This window comes from Motilimonas sp. E26, assembly GCF_021278025.1.
GTDB lineage: Bacteria > Pseudomonadota > Gammaproteobacteria > Enterobacterales > CBDFNC01 > Motilimonas.
The window spans coordinates 49,097-66,681 of record NZ_JAIBHJ010000013.1 but is presented as its reverse complement, the minus strand read 5'-3'; the positions used below and the strand labels follow the sequence as shown (position 1 = coordinate 66,681).

The window sequence follows — 17,585 nt, the reverse complement described above, 5'->3', positions numbered from 1 at the left end:
TGTGGTTCCTATTGCGTATTCGTCGGTTATTACGTAGTGGCTCAGCAATGTGATCAGCTTCTCGAGTTGAAAGTTTTATCCTACTTCCGTCTTTGTGCTAACACTGATCCTAATAAGTGGTAAATTCGTTCTATCATTCAGTGAGATAAGCTTTCTCTTGAGCTTAATATAAGAGAAAGCTCAAATTTAATGGGAGAGCATCGTGAAGTTATTAAACCAAATATTGCTTATAGGAAGTCTTGTCATGAGCACAACAGCTGGGGCGCAGTGCCTCGATTTTTTAAATGTGTCAAAAGAAAAGTTAAATTCAGACGAGCAGATTAACTTGTGTGAGCTTACTCAAGGCAAAACCGTTCTGATCGTGAATACCGCCAGTAAGTGTGGCTTTACCCCGCAGTTCACAGAGTTAGAGCAGTTGCATCAAAAATATAAAGAGCAAGGCTTAGTGGTGCTTGGCTTTCCTTCCGATGACTTTTTCCAAGAGAATAAAGAAGAAGAGGACACCGCTAAGGTTTGTTACATCAATTATGGTGTGACCTTTAATATGTTTGCTCCGGTGTCGGTTCGAGGTAAAAATGCCGATCCTATTTTTCAGCACCTAGCTAAGCAATCGGCTTCGCCGAAGTGGAACTTTTATAAGTATCTAGTCAGTGCCGATGGCAGAGAAGTGAAACACTTTACCAGTACCACTAAGCCAAGTAGTGATAGTTTTCAGCAGGCATTAAAATCTATGTTGAAGTAACGTAGGAGTAATTACACCATTAATTTAAGATTATGGTTAAAATGATGTTTTAAAGTAGCGGCTAAATATGAATTGCCGTTTTTTGGAGAAAAGCTTTGTCTCGATTTACAGCGTTAACTGAAAATGCCCATGAAAAGCTATCGGCTAGCACAGGTGTACTATTAACCAATTTAGGTACGCCTCAAGCGCCAACGGCAGCGGCTTTACGCCCTTATCTAAAGCAGTTTTTGTCTGATCCGCGGGTAGTGGAAATACCGCGTTTGGTATGGATGATTATTCTTCACGGCATTATCTTACGGGTGCGCCCAGCGAAATCGGCTAAGTTATATCAAAGCATTTGGATGGAAGGTGGTTCGCCGTTGTTGGTTCATAGCCAAAATCAGCGTGACAAGCTGGCTGCACAATTGACTGAGCAAGGCTTCAATGCCAATGTGAAGTTGGCGATGCGTTACGGCGAGCCTGATATGGCGAAGGTACTGCAAGAGTTTCAGCAGGAAGGCATCCGAAACGTTGTAGTGTTGCCGTTGTACCCGCAATATTCAGGCCCGACTACCGGTTCTACTTTTGATGCGGTGAGTCGAGAGTTGAATAAGTGGCGTTTTGTGCCGCAGCTGCACTTTATCAATAGCTATCATGACCATGAGATCTACATTCAAGCGTTAGCTAACTCAATAGCCGCTGACTTTGAACAACATGGCATGCCGGACAAGCTAATTTTGTCATATCACGGCATGCCAAAGCAGTTTTTTGATAATGGTGATCCTTACTATTGTTTGTGTATGAAAACCAGCCGTTTAGTCGTTGAAAAGCTTGGTTTGAGCAAAGAGCAGCATCAAACGTGTTTCCAATCGCGCTTTGGTAAAGCGGAGTGGCTCAAGCCTTATACCGATGCAACCTTAACCGAGCTGGCTGAACAAGGCGTGAAGAATGTGGCGGTGGTTTGTCCGGCATTTAGTGCTGACTGTTTAGAAACACTAGAAGAAATGGTGCACGAAAATAAAGATGTATTCATGGAAGCGGGTGGTGAGCACTATCGTTACATCGCAGCACTAAACGATAACCCTGATCATATAGATATGATGGTTGATTTAGTGAAACCCTACCTCTGATACAGTCATTCGTTGGGTGCTCGTTCATCCAACGAATACAATATGCTGATGATTTAACCCTTTTCCACCAGCCAGTCTGATTCACAATAAACCCCATGGGCGACAGGCTCTGCTGGCAGTTCTGTTTTTGTTTGGGAAATCGTTGCAGCTTGATAAGTAGCCAAGCGTTGCGCGTCTTGGTTTTGCCATTGTGTTGGCAACGCTTGTTTCAAATTCAGTAGGGTAGTACTGGCTTTTTTATACAGCCCTTTTTCATAATATGCGCGCGCTAAGTAAGTGTATTCCAACTTAGTGGTTGCTTTATTCGCATTGCCTAAAGCTATCACTGCGTCAAAGTCGGCAAGGTCAAGATAGATACGCATTTGACTGTAACGGCTATAACCTAGGGATGTGCTGAGATTCAGCTCTTGATAATTCAATTCTGCTTGCTTTAGGTAATCTAATGCTTGGTCATATTGGCCCAAGTCTGAATATGCCCAACCTAGCATAAACAAAGTGTTGGCTTGATTGGCGCTTAAAGCTAACTTGGGGAGTAATGATTTAAAATCAGCAATAGCCCCTAAGATGGCTGTTCTGTTTTGTCCATGACGGCCTAAAGAGCTTTGGTCTAACCCTTGGTCTAGCTGCGCGAAAGCAAGATAGAAATGAATGGTTTGCTCAAGCGCTGTTGCGCCTAGGGTTTGGCTAATGTTCTGTGCTGCCGATAATGGCCCTTGCGCGGCCTTGCCTTGTTTGAGCTGAATGAATACAAAGCCTTGGTAAGCAAGGGCGGTGGCCAGTTCAAATGGCTGATTCAACTGTTTATATAATTCTATTGCTTGCTGTAATGCCTGCTGTCGTCTAGCAATGGCAACATTGTAATTTTGTGCAATGGCAAACAGGCTGTCGGCTATTTTAGGTTGATTACCCAACTGTTGGTAGAAGTTATGTGCTTTCTCTAATCGTTCTTGGTCTAAAAGTAAATGCGTCTCTGGTGACTTATCTGGCCCGTGAGCGGGTGGATTACCTAGATAAAATAGCCTGTCAGCTTGCATTTCCAAGTCATTCTCTTGCGGAAATAAAGCAGAAGCTTGTTCTATCCAATGTTGATAAGTTTGCCATTGCATCTTGTGCCAGGCTTGTTGCGCCCTCAGTCGATAAACCTGAATCAGTATATCGTGCTTACCGCTCTGCTCTGCTAATGTTTGCGCCATCGCGATTTGCTTCGTTAACTCAGCTTGATCGCCACGACGAAAAGCTAATTCAGCCAGCCAGTAATGAACAAAAGCTAACAAAGAGGGCTGTTGTTGCGGGTCTTCAATAAGCGCTAACATATTTGTTTCAGCTTCTTGCCAGCTTCCTGTTAATACTTGGCTTTTGGCCATATATGCCGCACTCCAGGTTTGATTTGGCGCCAAAATATACGAGGCCTGAAAGAATTTAAACGCATCCATCTGGCCGGTAGTATGGGCTGCTTGCAACCCTCTGGCTAAGGTTTGTTTAGCTAAAGCGTTTGCTCCTGATTCTTCCTCTGAGATGACCGAGAGTGAGCCAGATTGTCCGGATAATAAGTGTAGGAGCTGGTTCGCAACGGCGTTGGTAGCATTGGTTAAGGAGGTGTATGTCATCGCTCCTTGTTGTACGCCACCCGTTTGCGAAATAATCTGAAATGCTAAAACTTGTTGCCCTTTGTGAAGTTGTACATTAGCCAGTAGCGCTTTATCAATATCTTGCTTTGCCAGCAAGGCTCTAATGTCGATAGCTAAGGGGGGCCAGCTTAGTTCAGAGCCGGCAAATAAACGATTGGCCATCGCCGGGGGAATAATTTGCAACGAGCCTTGGCTTGCTAACTCGTTAGCCACCATGTCGGCGAGTCCGAGCTCAAGCCAGTCCATGGTTTTATTTCCTGTCTGATTAATAAAAGGCAGCACCAGTAAGCTTCGGTTCATTGTTTGGGCCGTGTCATTGGTTGTTGAATTGACGACAAAAAAACTCAAAACAAAAAGCATGACTGCTACTAAGGCAAGAGCCATATTCGTTATGCTAAGCCATGTGAATCTGTGTGGTGTTTGATTGTTGTTAACTGACTGATCAGCTTCTGTTTGGTTTTCAAATGGGCAAACCCATTGATAGCCGCGTTGTTGGTAGGTTTTTATAAATTTTGGCTCACTTGCCTTGTCCCCCAATGCTTTGCGTAACTCTCGAATGCTTTGGGTGAGGGAGTTTTCTCGGTACTCGCTTTGCTGCCAAAGCTGATCGAGTAGTTCATCTTTAGGTATGACACGATCGCTGTTGTCGATAAGGTATTTCAATAAAATGCTAACTTTGTAGCGCAGCTGAAGTGGGGTTGATTCCACCTTCTCAACATTGCTTAGTTCGCCATTACTACTATTGAATTGAAATTTTTCAAACCGATATTGGCTCATGACTTCCTTCTTGTTAAACCTAAAACGCGCTTAAATTATAATGTTTTCGACTCATATCACCTAACGATTAATACTTTTTGTAAATCTTTAAGTGTATGATTTTAAATTGTTTAAACTATTTCATGCCGATTTTATGTCGATTTATCTTAGATTTTAACTCGATATCAAGCGTACCGCTTTCCGTTTCGATAGCTTTGCACTCAATGACCAATTGAAGGAAGCAAGAAATGGAAAGTATGATTCAAACCCTGCTGATGCAGCATGAGTTATCACTGCTACTGTTAGGCATGGTTTTTTTTGCTGGGGTGTTAACTAGCATCACACCCTGTGTTTATCCCTTATTGCCGATCACTGTCTCTTTGGTGGGAAATTTTGCGACATCCCGACGCACTGGTTTTTATTTTTCTATCATTTATGTCCTTGGTTTAGCTTGCTCTTATGCTGCACTAGGTATGCTGGCGGCGAGCACTGGGCAGCTTTTTGGTGGCGTTTCCAGCCATCCTGCAACACTCCTATTTATGGCACTAGTGTGTTTTTTGATGGCGGCTTGGATGCAAGGCTGGCTACGGTTACCGCAATGGACAGTGGCCTCACATATCAAACCTTCCGAGAAATATAAGAAGCTATCAATTTTTTTATTGGGGGCGCTATCTGGTTTAGTGATGGCTCCTTGTACCTCACCTGTACTTGGTATGTTGCTGATGTTTGTAGCAGCAAAAGGTAATCCCAGCTGGGGGGCGGGCATGATGTTTGTCTTTGCCTTTGGTATGAGCAGCTTGCTTATTCTGGCGGGCACCTTCAGTGGCTTTCTTACCCTGCTTCCTAAGTCTGGCTTTTGGCTGGTTCGCATCAAAACACTACTTAGTTTGCTTATTTCACTTGCTGGTCTGTACCTCGTCTGGCAAGCCTACTTGGCTTGGTAAAAGCTATTAATAAAGGAGATTTTATGGAAATAAATATGAAAAAATTAGGCGCAACGCTACTGATAGTAGGCCTGACCTGCTCAAGTTCTGCGTTAGCTAAAGTGGGAGACATGGCGCCAAACATTAATGCCACCACTATTAATGGCCAAGCTATTAACTTTAGTGAATTGAAAGGGAAGAAGCCTATTTATCTAAAATTTTGGGCCACTTGGTGTAGCTATTGTAAGGCTGAAATGCCTCACTTACAGCGTATTCAAGAAGAGTATGGTGATGAGATAGAGGTGCTGACGGTGAACGTTGGGCTAAATGACTCCGTAGAGAATGTACAAGCTCTGTTTAAAGAAGAAGGCTATACCTTACCCGTTATCTTTGACACAAAAGGGGATATAACAGCTGAATATCAAGTGGTTGGAACGCCTTTTCAAGTGTTGATTAACAAGCAGGGTGAGGTGGTTTATGAAACGTTTTTGGCCACTGATGAGTTAAGTAATAGATTGGCCACCTTGGCGCAGGAGTAAAAAATGAAAGCAATCAATAAAATACTGATAGCAGCCGTCACTTCTGCTGCATTCACTACTTCGGCGTTCGCGGCAGTAGATCAAACCAGTATTAGTGGTGAAGTCATATCTCTAGATAGCGCAACTCACCTGATATTTTTTGATGTTTGGGCTAGCTATCAAGGCGCTGGGCCTGAGCAAACGCTAGCAGCATTGCCTAAGTCATTCAGCCAACAATTTAGTCCGGTGTGGGTACAGCCGCAAATCAATGTCACGCCTGCTCAGTTGAGTGAGTTTCAACAGTTTTACCCTGACGTTAAACCTATTGTATTAGATAAGGGGTTCCAGCTGATTCGTCAGTATGACGTTTGGCAGTCACCGCATCATGTATTGTTGGAGCAAGGTCAGGTGGTCTTTTCTGGTAATGGCCAACAGCTGATCGATTTTGCCAATCAGTTTTCTGTAGGAGAAAGTCAATGAAATCAATGTTAACGCTGTTACTAACTGTTGCTTCTACTGTGGCTCTGGCGCGACCTGATGTGGGTGATAAAAGCCATAACTTCTCAGCCACTAGCCTCACAGGACAATCAATTTCACTACAACAATATAAAGGTGAGGCTGTTAATCTTGTTTTTCTCGACTCCCTCTGTCCAATGCCTCATTTTCCCGGCTGTGAGGAAAAAATTGCTAAGCTGAATAAGCAGGTAGCGGCAAAACCGCAGGCTAATTGGGTTGGCTTTATCAGCTCTTTTTATGTTGATCAAGGGATTGCCGAAGCGTTTAGGGATAAATATCACATCAAGATCCCTTTAGTGTTTGATCTCGACAATAAGGAATTCCAACAGTATCAAGTGTTTGCTACGCCTTATTTAATTCGCTTAGATAATGAACATAAAATTGTTGAGCGTGGGGATGCGTTTTAGCCCTTAGTGATAACCCGAGTTTGGCTCAACAAGATAGTATGTATTCCTATGCTCTGCGTGTTCATTGTTGACAACGAAACGTTGCAGTAAAAATATCTTTTATCGATTTATAATGGGCTGCAAAAAAAGACGCTAGATAGCAAAAAGCACCTGAATTCAGGTGCTTTTTTTACTGTCTCGCTATTCCTTTAGCAACCACAGTAACTATCGCGAAGGGGCTTCATTAGGCTGGTCGATACAGCAATAATATCGAGTGTAAACACTTCAATTACCCTTCAAAAGATAAAACGCTTGTGCAAGAGGATTGGATCAGCTTTGCCGAGAAAATATTTTCTCCATCTCATTTTTGTTAATTTAATCAGTAAACTAGAATCAAATTGTCCATAATCATTGTATCTGTTTTTTATAAAGTGATTGAACCAGCTTACTGCCACCAGCGTAGTTTGCTTACATTCAAACTTCCCATAGGTTGCTGTTTGGTGAAAGAGTTCATCAATATCTGGGGCGTTACCTGAGAGCGTCATCTGAAAGCATTAATAGCGCGATAGCAGCTAAAAAGTTAAAACATAAGTGGGTCTAAATGAGTTCTACCATAGTGATCACAGGCGCGGGGCAGCGCATTGGTCTGGCCCTTGCAAACGATTTATATCAGCAAGGTTTTCAAGTGATAGTCAGTTATCGCACTGAGCGAGAAGGGGTAAGACAGCTGCGTAGCTTAGGTGTTACTTGTATTCAGGCTGATTTTTCTAGTCAGGTTGGCATCGAGACATTTATTGCGCAAGTGAAGCAGAAGGTCACTAATTTAAGAGCGATTATCCATAATGCATCAGACTGGGCCGCAGAGAAAAACAGCCATGATTTTGGCGCTCTGATGCAACAGATGATGCAGGTGCATGTACAAGGGCCTTATCAATTAAACTTAGCTTTGGCTCCCTTACTACAGGCCAATGACGGTATGGCCGATATTATCCATTTCACCGATTATGTGGCTGAAAAGGGGAGTCAAAAACACATTGCTTATGCTGCCAGTAAAGCCGCGTTAGCTAATTTAACCTTATCGTTTTCCGCTAAGTTAGCTCCTAAAGTAAAAGTAAACAGCATAGCGCCTGCTTTGCTTATGTTTAATCAAGGTGATGATGAGGCGTACAAAAAGAAAGCACTGGCTAAATCTTTAATGGGGTTAACTCCAGGTGAGCAAGAGGCGGTTGCCGCCGTTACCTATTTACTGCAAAGCCAATATATTACGGGCCGCACTATACACCTAGATGGTGGGCGTCACCTTGTTTAAGGCCATTTAATAGAGGATCTTATGTCTACTAGCCAAGCGATTATTAATATTTCTGATTTGCGATTACGTACCTTTATCGGCTTTAACCCTGATGAAATGGAAAAAATGCAGGACATAGTGATTAATGTTGAAATTCATTACCCTGCAGAAAAAGCTCGTTTGTTTGATAATGTTGCAGATGCCTTAAATTACAAAGATGTTACCAAGCAAATTATTCATCATGTTGAAGAAGGGCGCTTCTTATTATTAGAAAAGCTGGTGGATGACGTGCTGAAAATCAGCCATCAACACCCTTGGGTAACTTACGCTAAAGTGAAAATTGATAAGCCTCACGCACTGCGCTTTGCTGACTCGGTGTCACTGACATTAGCTTGGCAACGTGATTAGCACTGCTTAAAACAGTATTTGCCAAAATGGTACTCGTCAAAATAGCTTATCCCTATGCAAAACCGCAGCGAGTGCTTCCCTGTAAGCTTGGATTTTTCATCCCTGAAAATACATTTTGCGCCGCGACAAGCTATTTTATTGTGCGGCTAAATAATTCGGAAAATTAAGCTGACTAATGTGCATAAAAAGACTATTTTTTAAGCTAACTACTTGCTACACATTACAAAGTATTTAACCCTACAAAGTGTCGGTATTTAGCGGCAAGCAATCTGGTTAGAATAGCGCCTCATTCGCGCCCTGTTTACGTCAGGGTTAGCAATATAAGGAAAAGAAAATGTCGCAATATGTAGTCTGTGCCCTCTATAAATTCGTCACCCTTGACGATTATCAAGCCATTCAAACCCCACTGTTAGACGTGATGCTCCAGCATGATGTTCGCGGTACCTTGCTGTTAGCCCAAGAAGGGATTAATGGCACAGTCGCGGGATCCCGTGAGGGTATTGATGCGCTATTGGCATGGTTAAAAAGTGACCCTCGATTTGCTGATATCGGCTATAAAGAGAGCTTGGATGACGAACAGCCTTTTTTACGCACTAAAGTGAAGCTGAAAAAAGAAATTGTCACCATGGGCGTGGAAGGGTTAGACCCGAAAAAAGTAGTGGGTACTTATGTTAAACCACAAGACTGGAATGCCTTAATCTCTGATCCTGAAGTGTTGCTGGTGGATACCCGCAATGATTACGAGATCAGCATCGGCACCTTTAAAAACGCGGTTAACCCGAATACTGAAACCTTCCGTGAGTTTCCACAATACGTGAAGGAAAACCTCGACAAAACCAAGCACAAAAAAGTGGCTATGTTTTGTACTGGTGGTATTCGTTGTGAAAAATCAACCGCTTATTTAAAAGAAGAAGGCTTTGAAGAGGTTTACCATCTTGAAGGCGGTATTCTTAAGTATCTAGAAGAAGTGCCTGAAGCGGAAACCATGTGGCAAGGCGAATGCTTTGTGTTTGATGGCCGTGTAGCGGTTAACCATAACCTAGAAAAAGGCAGTTATGACCAATGTAACGCCTGTCGCTTACCGATCACCGAAGCTGATAAGCAAGATGAACGCTACATGGCGGGCGTAAGTTGTCCAAATTGTTACGACAAACTCACTGAGCAGCAAAAGCTGCGTTTTAGTGAGCGTGAAAAGCAAATTCGTCTTGCCCAAGAGCGCGGCGAAGCACACATTGGTGGTGATGTAGGTAAATTTATTGACCAGCGCCGTCGCCATAAGCAAGTGCAAAAGCAGCTGCAACAGCAGCAGAAGAAAAATAGCTAATAGCAGAGGGCGCGAATTGCGCCTGTAAATAACATGGCGTATCTCTCTGTTTTCTTGGCGAAAGTATTCTTTATGCTAAAGCCTAAATTTAGTTGTATTATTCACAATTAGGGTGGTGGAGAAACACCACTTTAATTTATTCCACTGAAACTTCTCCTTTTCATTGTTCTTTATCTCGCTTTTTTCTTAAATTTAGTGAGTTGTTGCTAGAATTGTGTTTTTTGTCACTACTAATCAGGATTTAGACTCGGTATACTTCGAGTGATTTTTTTGTGATTAAAATTTAGATCACTATATTTTAGGAGAGACAAGATGAATTGGTACAAATTATGTTGGGCTAAGTACGCCACATTTGAAGGGCGCGCTCGTCGCAGTGAATATTGGTTTTTTCAACTATTTAATTTCATTGCAATCATCGCACTGGGTGTTGTTTGTGGCATTTTGGACGGTGTTTTAGGCACATCAGGACTCATCACTGGTGTTGTGCTGGGTGTATACTGCCTTGCTTCTTTGCTGCCTGCTATTTCTGTTACTGTACGTCGTTTACATGATATTGGTAAATCAGGTTGGTGGTTTTGGGTTTCTCTTATCCCAGGCGTTGGCGGTATTATCCTATTAATATTTACAATTATGGACAGTGCTGAAGCGAATGATTTTGGTGCAAATCCTAAGCTAGCGACTGCTTAATCAATTAGGCGCTCTCTAATAAAAAGCCAAGCTCTGTTGCTTGGCTTTTTACATTGGGCTAGAGAATTACATCGGACTTAACACTAACTCCACACGACGGTTTTGCTCACGGCCTGACGCTGTCTTATTATCTGCAATTGGGCGAGCTTCGCCATACCCCAACGTACTCACTCGCGCACTAGGCAATTGGTTACGCAGTAAGTAATCGGCAACTGAAGCCGCACGTTGCTCTGATAATGTTTGGTTGTAGTTTGCAGATCCGGTGCTGTCAGTGTGACCTAATACATTCACGCGCGTTTTATCGAACTCTTTCAGCACGAGTAGTACGCTGTCTAACACTGGCATAGCGCTTTGTTTTAAGTTGCTTTGGTTGACATCAAAGGTGATAGCGTTGGGCATATTCAAAATAATGGTGTCGCCAGCACGGGTAACGCTGACACCGGTATTGCGTAACTTTTGGCGTAGTTCTGCTTCTTGCACATCCATGTAGTAGCCGATACCACCGCCAGCTGCTGCTCCAGCTGCTGCGCCAATTAATGCGCCTTTAGAGCGATCTTTATCTTTAATTACAGCCCCAAGTACTGCGCCACTTAACGCACCGATTGTTGCGCCCTTGGCGGCATTGGATGTTTGCTCTTCACCAGTATAAGGGTTGACTGTGGTACATGCACTTAACGTTAAGCTGGCACTGGTTAAAGCGGCGATTGCCAGAGTTTTTTTGTTCATAAAAGTATCCCTAATGGTAAAAATGTCATCTTTATAAGGTTTTATTGCCTATTAGTGAAGTGAAGCCAGCACTAATCTCGATGAATTATTTTTCATAAATGTTCTTTCATTGTGAGAAAAGCATGAAATAACACACAATAAGTTGGTTTTTTATCTGTTTTAAATGAAAATTCATCTAAGAGTCTTATTTTTTATTAAAAATTAAGCTGTTTTTCACTAAACTACGTCCCCAAATCATTGTTGGAATCAAATATATGTCATTGAGTGTTGTCATTCTCGCTGCGGGTAAAGGAACTCGTATGCGTTCTAAGTACCCTAAGGTATTACATAAAATAGCCCATAAACCTATGGTACAGCATGTTATCGATACCGTTAAAAGTCTAGGGGTTGATAACATTCATCTTGTTTACGGTCACGGCGGTGACCATATGAAAGAAGTCATTAAAGACACTAAACTAAATTGGGTTAAGCAGGAGCAGCAACTAGGTACTGGCCATGCAATGCAGGTAGCTGCACCTCATTTTAAAGATGATGAGAAAATTCTAATGGTTTACGGTGATGTGCCTTTATTGGGCGCTAACACCATTAAACGTTTGGTTGCAGCACAACCACCAGGTGGCATCGGCTTACTAAGCTTAATGGTTGATGATCCAACGGGCTATGGTCGTATTGTACGTGAGCATGGCTTGGTATGTGGCATTGTTGAGCATAAAGATGCTTCGCCGGATCAGCATCGTATTCGCGAGATTAACACCGGTATCTTAGTTGCTAACGCGAAAGATTTACAAAACTGGCTATTCAAATTAAGTAACAGTAATGCACAGGGTGAATATTACGTTACTGACATTATTGAAATGGCTTATAAACAAGGCCGTATTGTCAATGCCGTGCATCCAAGTATCGCTATTGAAGTAGAAGGGGTTAACAACCGTTTGCAACTTGGCCGTTTAGAGCGCGCGTTCCAGTTAAAACTGGCTGAAGATTTAATGATGGATGGTGTGGCCATTTTAGATGCTAATCGTTTTGATCTTCGCGGCTCTCTCGACTGTGGCATGGACGTTGAAATCGACGTTAACTGTGTGTTTGAAGGCAAGGTTCGCTTAGGTAACAACGTTAAAATTGGCCCTAACTGTGTAATTCGCAATGCCAAAATTGGTGATGATTGTGAAATCAAAGCTAGCTCGGTCATTGAAGGCGTTGAAGTGGGAGAAGGCTGTAGTGTCGGCCCGTTCTCTCGTTTACGTCCAGGCACTGTGCTAAAAGATGGCGCCAGTGTTGGTAACTTCGTTGAGATGAAAAAAGCTACTTTAGGCAAAGGCAGTAAATGTGGTCACCTATCTTACCTAGGCGATGCATCGATTGGCGCTAACGTAAATATTGGCGCAGGTACCATTACCTGCAACTACGACGGCGTTAACAAGTTCCCAACGGTGATTGAAGATGGCGCTTTCATCGGCTCCGACACGCAGTTAATCGCCCCAGTGACTATAGGCCAAAACGCAACTATCGGTGCAGGCTCTACCATCACTCATAACGTAGGTGAAAAAGAGCTAGTCATCAGCCGCGTGAAACAGCGTCACATTCAAAACTGGCTACGCCCAGAAAAACAAAAAAAATAACCTTATCTGTTAAATAAACAGCCCTATGAAAATAGGGCTGTTTATTTTTGTCTGAGAAAAGGCGACATTTTTTCCGTTCAGGATGAACAGAACTTCTACAATTCTAAGGAAGGATATAAAACTAAAAAAATCATGACTCAGAGCTAGCCTCTGCCTCTTAAAACAAGGAAACCAGCCTATGTGTGGGATTGTTGGCGCAGTAGCGCAACGGGATGTTGCGGAAATACTACTTGAAGGACTACACAGACTAGAATACCGCGGCTACGACAGTGCCGGTATAGCCATTAACAATGGTGATCATCAAATACAACGTTTACGCCGACTCGGCAAAGTTCAAGCCCTTAATGATGCGTTGCAAGAAACTCCTCTCTCCGGTGGAACAGGGATTGCCCATACCCGTTGGGCTACTCATGGTGAACCCTCAGAAGCGAATGCTCACCCGCACATCTCAAGCCGTATCGCGGTGGTGCATAATGGTATTATTGAAAACCATGAAAAACTCAGAGAAAAGCTGAAAGGGTTAGGCTTTGAATTTAGCTCGCAAACGGATACCGAAGTCATTGCCCACTTAGTTGAGCATTACTTGCAGCAAAACAATGAATTACTTAGTGCAGTACAACTGGCCGTGCGCGAGCTAGACGGCGCTTATGGCACGGTTATCATGGATGCCGAGCAACCGGAACGGCTCATTGTGGCACGCTCTGGTAGCCCGTTGGTGATAGGCGTTGGCGTAGGTGAGCACTTTATTGCCTCTGACCAGCAAGCATTACTTAACGTGACTCGTCGCTTTATGTTCCTAGAAGAAGGCGACGTGGCTGAAATCACCCGTCGTGACGTAAAAATCTTTGCCTTAGATGGCTGCCCGGTTGAGCGCCAGTTGGTGGAGTCAAGCGTCACGCAAGACGCTAGCGACAAAGGTGAATATCGTCACTACATGATGAAAGAAATCTTTGAGCAACCCAGCGCCATTATTAATACCCTCGAAAATCGTATTGTGGGTAATACGGTGTTATGTGAGGCCTTTGGCTCGGGGGCCGGTGATATTTTCAAAACCATTGAGCATGTGCAAATTATTGCTTGTGGTACTTCCTACCATGCAGGTATGGTGGCGCGTTATTGGTTAGAAGCCATGGCGGGCGTGAGTTGTAATGTTGAAATAGCTTCTGAGTTTCGTTATCGCAAATCTTATGTGCGACCAAACAGCTTAATCGTTACATTATCGCAATCAGGCGAAACCGCAGACACACTAGCGGCATTACGTTTAGCCAAAGAAATGGGCTACACCGCCAGTTTGAGCGTGTGTAACGTGCCCGGCTCATCGTTAGTGCGTGAATCCGATCTCGCCTTTATGACCCGCGCCGGAACAGAAATTGGCGTGGCCTCAACCAAAGCCTTTACTACTCAACTTGCAGGTTTACTGCTGTTTTGTGGTGCGATTGGCAAAAGCAAAGGCGTGTTGTCTGAAACCGCAGAATCAGACCTAGTCGCATCGTTGAAACAACTTCCTGATGCGGTAAACCAAGCTTTAGCGCTCAATGATAGCATTGCTACCTTAGCAGAAGAGTTTGCCGAGAAGCACCACGCGCTTTTCCTCGGGCGCGGCGATCAATACCCCATTGCTATGGAAGGTGCGCTGAAGCTAAAAGAAATCAGCTACATTCACGCCGAAGCTTATGCTGCGGGTGAATTGAAGCACGGCCCACTCGCTTTGATTGATGCTGACATGCCGACCATAGTGGTTGCGCCTAACAATGAGTTGTTAGAAAAGCTGAAATCCAACATCGAAGAAGTACGTGCCCGCGGCGGTCATTTATACGTATTTGCCGATGAAGAAGCCGAGCTGGTGGAAAGTGAAGGCATTACCTTACTGCGAGTGCCCCATGTGGACGAAATTCTTGCGCCGATTGTTTACACCATACCGCTGCAATTACTGTCGTACTATGTTGCTATCATCAAAGGCACGGATGTCGATCAACCTCGTAATTTGGCAAAAAGTGTTACAGTAGAATAGGTTAGGCTTGTTGTTTTAGTTTAGTATCGGCAGACATTAAAGTGTCATACTCGCCAATAAAGAGCGGAACTTTTTTGGCGGGTTGTCCTAAAGCACCGGCCTATTACAGGCTCGCATGATGGTAGCTGAAGATTAGATGCCTCCAGCTACCCTATTAACAGATGGCTTAGAGCGTGATGCTCAGGGGGCAGATTGAAGCTAGATATCGTTTCCATACGTTTTCGCACCATGGCCATACAGTTGTCGGAGTTAATGTAACCAACAAAGCCGATGTCGGGGGGGGCGCTCATATTGGCATCTTGATTTCCTGATGTTTGAAGCCAATCCAAACCCCCATCTTCTTCTGCAATGTAGCCGTCGGTACTCGCCGCAATAAATACTGAACACTTCATATACTTGTCCCTATCATGGAAACTGATGATTATGATCGACAGGCTATGTTTTATTGTAAAGAGAGCGAAAATTCATCCGCTTGCTCTACACCCACAAGACTTTCAATAGATTTTTTAGCCATTAATAGCTCCCAATCGGAAGGATCAGAATACCAAATCATAATTAGTGCGGGGTCAGCTAACCAGTCAAACACTCCTGCTGATTTTAGGTCTGACAAAGCTGATAGAATCGCGCCATGGATTCTTTCTATATTCATTTGCCAATAATCTTCTGACTCGGCATTTATCGGAGCGTCATTTTCTTCGTACATATCCTCAAATCTAGCCTCACACTGGTCAAACTCTCTATGAAGTGACGCGACAATTTGTTTAGGCTTCTCAAAGCAAGAGTAGTCATCCCAATCAGACCATTCGTCTGGGCAATATTGGTAGTATGGCTGTGATTCTTTCGCCTCCAGCTCAACCACAGTATTTAAAACGGGCCCAAAGTGAGGAAAGCCATTACATGTGTAGATGGAGTAGCCATAAACCACCTTTTCGGGGTGATTCCTTTTAAACGTTTCAATATGCACCTTTATAGATTCTTTTACCGAATCAATGAGCTCTCGATAATCTTGTTGATACCAAGGAAGCCAGATCTTTCGCGCCGTATCTTCATAGTGGCTCATTAGATTAACCTATTGAAATATAATTTTTATTGGGCTATTTAATGGGCCAATAAGCCTCTCCAAACATAGCCAAAGTATTAATTTTATCATAGGCAAGCAGTCGCTTATCGATTTCGTTAAAGTTTTTCATTTATACATAGAGCCTTGCAGCCCTAGCAAGTCAAAACCGTCCACATTAGCTCTTTTTGGGCGTAAATTTCGCGTTTAATTAAAATCAAAGTTGCACAAATAATGCACTCTTGCCATTAAACGGGTAAAATGGCGCTAACTCACGGACGAGTTGCCAGTAGAAATAACTATCATGATGACTAATACTCTTAACTACTACAGTAAAAATGCGGACGCTTTTTTTGAATCGACGGTGTATTTAGATCTCGATCCACTGTATCAAGCGTTTTTACCTTTCATTCCCCCTGGCGGGGCGATTCTTGATGCAGGTTGTGGCTCGGGGCGTGACGCCAAATTTTTTGCCGAGCATGGCTTTCAAGTGTCGGCAATGGATCCTAGTCCTGAATTAGCAATTAAAGCCTCGCGCTACTCTGGTGTCGCGGTTGAACTGAAAGACTTTGAACATATCGATGAAGTGCGCGCCTATCATGGCATTTGGTGCTGTGCCAGCTTACTACATGTGAAATATGATGATTTGCCGGATACCCTTAATCGCTTATGTCGCGCGTTAAAACCGGGTGGAGTGCTGTATTTGTCGTTTAAGTACGGCAATAGCGAAGGTGAACGGGATGGGCGTTGGTTTACCAACCTAAACCTGACGCGTTTGGCTGATGTGATCAGCGATGTGCCTTTTACCATTGAAAAAACCTGGCGAACGTCAGATTTAAGGCCCAGAAGCGGCAATGAAATGTGGCTCAATGCGGTTTTGAGTAAAGGCCAAGACAAATCGGTGCAACGCGCCAGTAATCTATTTTTTATGCGTTCAACGCGGAACTATTAATACTCTAAATTGCGCATGAAACGATAGTCTGCCGCACTGGCTTTAACACGGTATAAAGCTGGGCGCTTGCCTTTTCCTTTTTGCGTGCTTAGTTCGCCTGTTTCCTCTAACACGTTGGCTAATTCAATACGGCGGCGAAACGATTTACTTTGAATCGACTTTCCTAAAATCACTTCATGCAGTTGTTGTAGTTCGCTGAGAGTGAAGGTTTCGGGCAGGGCATAAACAGGCACTAATGAATATAATGCTTTTTGCTTGAGTCGCTCCAGTGCTTGCTCAATCATTTGTTTATGGTCAAAAGCCAGTTCCATCTGTAGCGCCTGGGTGACAGGTAGCCATTGCACATCATCTACCGAGTCGATATCTGTGGTGCATTGGATGTGGGCCATTAGTGCGTAATAAGTTACTGTGGTTGACCAACCTCGGGGGTCACGTGTTTTGCTGCCGGTTGAGCATACTTGCTCTAAGTAGGGCGGAATAATGCCCGTTTTTTCGGCTAAATGGCGATTAGCACAAGCGGTCAAATCCACATCGCGTTGCACATCAATAAAGCCGCCGGGTAGGCCCCAGTAAGCCAAATAAGGGTGATTGGCACGGCGTACCAATAAAGTATATAGCTCACCGTTCAATACGGTGAATAACACGCTATCCACCGTGGTCAAACAGGTGTCGTAATCTTTAATGTTGTAACTGGCTAAATAGGCTTGTTCGGTTTGCTGGCTCATAGGTTGGCTCTTATTAGTCTCAGAGACAACATAATAGCGCGCCGCGTTAATAAATCCAATGCCAATCATTTCCAGTGAGCTAGGTACAAGTCTCAGCTTGGTTGACTATAAAATGAGGTATTATTCAGCCATTATCAACCCCCTTTTATGACGTCAGTGTTAACAGCTGGACATCATGAAAACAAAATAGAGTCTTAAAGACTCAAAATA

The 17,585-nt window shown here is 43.5% G+C and carries 18 protein-coding genes; 13 read left to right on the top strand and 5 right to left on the bottom strand.

Going from position 1 to position 17,585, the window contains the following annotated elements:
- The first annotated feature begins 244 nt into the window (after nt 1-244).
- Nucleotides 245-742 carry a glutathione peroxidase gene (locus K1M91_RS12395; protein ID WP_232802085.1) on the top strand — a complete coding sequence of 166 codons (498 nt, stop codon included), beginning with the start codon at nt 245-247 and terminating at the stop codon, nt 740-742.
- A gap of 95 nt (nt 743-837) precedes the next feature.
- On the top strand, nt 838-1,851 hold the full coding sequence (gene hemH, locus K1M91_RS12390; RefSeq protein WP_232802084.1) for a ferrochelatase: 1,014 nt from the start codon (nt 838-840) through the stop codon (nt 1,849-1,851).
- Nucleotides 1,852-1,904: 53 nt separating this feature from the next.
- On the opposite strand, the gene K1M91_RS12385 is transcribed toward hemH, so the two are convergent.
- On the bottom strand, nt 1,905-4,256 hold the full coding sequence (locus tag K1M91_RS12385; RefSeq protein ID WP_232802083.1) for a winged helix-turn-helix domain-containing protein: 2,352 nt from the start codon (nt 4,254-4,256) through the stop codon (nt 1,905-1,907).
- Between the two features lie 227 nt (nt 4,257-4,483).
- Here K1M91_RS12385 and K1M91_RS12380 point away from each other — a divergent pair, with 227 nt between their 5' ends.
- The 8 genes from K1M91_RS12380 to K1M91_RS12345 all read left to right on the top strand — a co-directional run bounded on the left by K1M91_RS12380 (nt 4,484) and on the right by K1M91_RS12345 (nt 10,285).
- Nucleotides 4,484-5,179 carry a cytochrome c biogenesis protein CcdA gene (locus K1M91_RS12380; protein WP_232802082.1) on the top strand — a complete coding sequence of 232 codons (696 nt, stop codon included), beginning with the start codon at nt 4,484-4,486 and terminating at the stop codon, nt 5,177-5,179.
- A 23-nt stretch (nt 5,180-5,202) separates the two neighbouring features.
- Nucleotides 5,203-5,697 (top strand): TlpA disulfide reductase family protein, encoded by a 495-nt coding sequence (locus K1M91_RS12375; protein WP_232802081.1) that lies wholly within the window; start codon nt 5,203-5,205, stop codon nt 5,695-5,697.
- Nucleotides 5,698-5,700: 3 nt separating this feature from the next.
- The gene (locus K1M91_RS12370; RefSeq protein ID WP_232802080.1) at nt 5,701-6,156 is read left to right on the top strand and encodes a hypothetical protein; all 456 of its coding nucleotides are present in this window, start codon (nt 5,701-5,703) and stop codon (nt 6,154-6,156) included.
- The gene (locus tag K1M91_RS12365) at nt 6,153-6,599 is read left to right on the top strand and encodes a redoxin domain-containing protein (RefSeq protein WP_232802079.1); all 447 of its coding nucleotides are present in this window, start codon (nt 6,153-6,155) and stop codon (nt 6,597-6,599) included. Before K1M91_RS12370 ends, K1M91_RS12365 begins: the two co-directional genes overlap by 4 nt.
- Nucleotides 6,600-7,179: 580 nt before the next feature.
- On the top strand, nt 7,180-7,887 hold the full coding sequence (gene folM / locus K1M91_RS12360) for a dihydromonapterin reductase (protein WP_232802078.1): 708 nt from the start codon (nt 7,180-7,182) through the stop codon (nt 7,885-7,887).
- A gap of 21 nt (nt 7,888-7,908) precedes the next feature.
- Nucleotides 7,909-8,274 (top strand): dihydroneopterin triphosphate 2'-epimerase, encoded by a 366-nt coding sequence (folX, locus tag K1M91_RS12355; RefSeq protein WP_232802077.1) that lies wholly within the window; start codon nt 7,909-7,911, stop codon nt 8,272-8,274.
- Nucleotides 8,275-8,608: 334 nt separating this feature from the next.
- The gene (locus K1M91_RS12350; protein ID WP_232802076.1) at nt 8,609-9,598 is read left to right on the top strand and encodes a rhodanese-related sulfurtransferase; all 990 of its coding nucleotides are present in this window, start codon (nt 8,609-8,611) and stop codon (nt 9,596-9,598) included.
- Nucleotides 9,599-9,910: 312 nt separating this feature from the next.
- Nucleotides 9,911-10,285 carry a DUF805 domain-containing protein gene (locus tag K1M91_RS12345; RefSeq protein WP_232802075.1) on the top strand — a complete coding sequence of 125 codons (375 nt, stop codon included), beginning with the start codon at nt 9,911-9,913 and terminating at the stop codon, nt 10,283-10,285.
- Between the two features lie 66 nt (nt 10,286-10,351).
- Here K1M91_RS12345 and K1M91_RS12340 read toward each other — a convergent pair whose 3' ends face one another.
- Entirely contained in the window at nt 10,352-11,011 is a 660-nt protein-coding gene (locus tag K1M91_RS12340) for an OmpA family protein (protein ID WP_232802074.1), read from the bottom strand.
- A 254-nt stretch (nt 11,012-11,265) separates the two neighbouring features.
- Between K1M91_RS12340 and glmU the strand changes: the two genes are divergently transcribed.
- Nucleotides 11,266-12,630 (top strand): bifunctional UDP-N-acetylglucosamine diphosphorylase/glucosamine-1-phosphate N-acetyltransferase GlmU, encoded by a 1,365-nt coding sequence (glmU, locus tag K1M91_RS12335; protein WP_232802073.1) that lies wholly within the window; start codon nt 11,266-11,268, stop codon nt 12,628-12,630.
- Nucleotides 12,631-12,808: 178 nt separating this feature from the next.
- A complete protein-coding gene (glmS, locus tag K1M91_RS12330; protein WP_232802072.1) occupies nt 12,809-14,641 on the top strand; it encodes a glutamine--fructose-6-phosphate transaminase (isomerizing) in 1,833 nt (610 codons plus the stop codon).
- A gap of 146 nt (nt 14,642-14,787) precedes the next feature.
- On the opposite strand, the gene K1M91_RS12325 is transcribed toward glmS, so the two are convergent.
- Both K1M91_RS12325 and K1M91_RS12320 read right to left on the bottom strand, forming a co-directional pair.
- Nucleotides 14,788-15,033, bottom strand: a complete 246-nt coding sequence (locus tag K1M91_RS12325; protein WP_232802071.1) for a hypothetical protein — start codon at nt 15,031-15,033, stop codon at nt 14,788-14,790.
- A gap of 50 nt (nt 15,034-15,083) precedes the next feature.
- Complete coding sequence (locus tag K1M91_RS12320; RefSeq protein ID WP_232802070.1) at nt 15,084-15,701, bottom strand: DUF4303 domain-containing protein; 618 nt, start codon at nt 15,699-15,701, stop codon at nt 15,084-15,086.
- Between the two features lie 301 nt (nt 15,702-16,002).
- Here K1M91_RS12320 and K1M91_RS12315 point away from each other — a divergent pair, with 301 nt between their 5' ends.
- Nucleotides 16,003-16,650, top strand: coding sequence for a class I SAM-dependent methyltransferase (locus K1M91_RS12315; RefSeq protein ID WP_232802069.1), 648 nt, complete (start codon nt 16,003-16,005; stop codon nt 16,648-16,650).
- On the opposite strand, the gene K1M91_RS12310 is transcribed toward K1M91_RS12315, so the two are convergent.
- Complete coding sequence (locus tag K1M91_RS12310; RefSeq protein WP_232802068.1) at nt 16,647-17,375, bottom strand: NUDIX domain-containing protein; 729 nt, start codon at nt 17,373-17,375, stop codon at nt 16,647-16,649. The genes K1M91_RS12315 and K1M91_RS12310 overlap by 4 nt on opposite strands.
- Nucleotides 17,376-17,585 lie beyond the last annotated feature (210 nt).